At 61.2% G+C, this 1,520-nt stretch carries 2 protein-coding genes; both read right to left on the bottom strand.

The annotated features are described in order from the left end of the window. Positions 1–26: 26 nt before the first annotated feature. Positions 27–1,037, bottom strand: coding sequence for a DDE-type integrase/transposase/recombinase (locus QRN52_RS23825; protein WP_284756340.1), 1,011 nt, complete (start codon positions 1,035–1,037; stop codon positions 27–29). Between the two features lie 20 nt (positions 1,038–1,057). Continuing rightward, positions 1,058–1,462, bottom strand: coding sequence for a hypothetical protein (locus QRN52_RS23820; protein WP_264637180.1), 405 nt, complete (start codon positions 1,460–1,462; stop codon positions 1,058–1,060). Positions 1,463–1,520: the final 58 nt, after the last annotated feature.

Here is a 1,520-nt window from a genome sequence, read left to right as displayed (position 1 = left end):
CGCGAAAGTTGTCAAGCTGTGTGGAGTCACTGGGCTGGTTTTTGGGGTGTTTTGGTCTGGGGGAGGTTGATCCCGGCGTGTGTGGCGGGGGCTGGTGTGCTGGGTCGTTGGCGGAATCTTCCTGGGTGTAGTTCGTAGTAGTCCTGGTGGACTTTGTCTCGCTTGTTCCAGAGTTCTTTCCACGAGCCGTCGTGGACTTGTGATGGTGTGAACAGCGCGATGCCGGAGTGTTTGTGATCGGTGCTGTACCAGTGCACATAGCCGGTGAGGTACTCCCTGGCAGCCTTGAGATCGTCAAAGGTCCGGGGGTAGCCGGGCCGGTATTTCATCGTTCGAAACCCTGACTCCGAGAAGGGATTGTCGTTGGAGACGTACGGGCGGTTATGGCTGACTTCCACGCCGTGGGCGGTGAGGGTCTCACGGAGCAGGTTTGATCTCATGGCCGGGCCTGAATCGGCATGCACGGTGTCCGGGGCGCCGTGCCGGGCGATGGCCGTCTTGAACATGTCCGCAGCGAGGTGGTCGGACTCGCGTTCCTCCACCCGCCAGCCGACGATCTGCCGGGAGAAGATGTCCATGATGGAGTACACCTTGAAAACCTTCCCCTGCCACTTGGAATAGACGTCGGTGATGTCCCAGGACCAGACCTGGCAGGGTCCGGAGGCCTTGAGCACCGGCTTCTCAAGAGAACCACGCGTGCCCCCACGCTTGCGCGGGATGGTTGGGCGGGCCTGCTGGTCCTCGTACTCTGCCGCGATCCGCCACCAGGTGCGGTTGGAGGCGAGCAGCACGCCGTTGTCCCAGGCCGTGGCGAAGGAATGGTCAACCGAGTTGCCCTTCTCCCAGCCGGCCAGGATGAGCCCCAGGATCCGGTCCTGATGTGCGGTGCTGATCCGGGATTCGTAGGCCCGGTCGCTCTGGTGGATCGGGTCCTGCACCGCCGGACGGGGATTGAACCGGTAATGCCAGGTCCCGCGCGACACGCCCGCCAGCACGAGCGCTGTCCGCTGGGAGCCGGTGATCACATGCAGCGCCAAGACCAGACTGTTCTCGGCCGCTATGAATCCTTCTGAGCGCTCGTCGGGGTTGTATCGGGCTCGGGCACGCTCAACTCGTGCAAGAGCCCGATAGCTTTTCCCAGCGCGGAATTCGTATCCTCCAGCTCCTGCACCCGCTTCTGGAGTTTTTCGACTTCGGCACGGTGGGCAGCCATTTCCTTCGCGCGTGCTTTTTCAAACGCGGAGAGCTCACGATTCGTTGGGACCATGCCTCCATGCTCCCGCGGAATCAGGCCACGGTCGATATCGCCCTGGACCATCATCTTGCGCCACCTGCGGAACGTCCATTCCGAAACCGACGTCGAGGCCAGCCACACCTTCCTCGTCCCGTGCGGCTGCAAATAGTACTCATGCATGAACTCACGGATCTCTTCACGCGTAAAACCCTTGCTATCAACGGCCATCGCCGGCTCCTTCAATCAACAGGTAATGAATGACTCACAACCAGCTTGACGATGAGCG

This window comes from Arthrobacter sp. efr-133-R2A-120, from assembly GCF_030209835.1.
Classification (GTDB): Bacteria; Actinomycetota; Actinomycetes; order Actinomycetales; family Micrococcaceae; genus Arthrobacter.
This window is presented reverse-complemented; position numbering and strand designations above follow the sequence as displayed.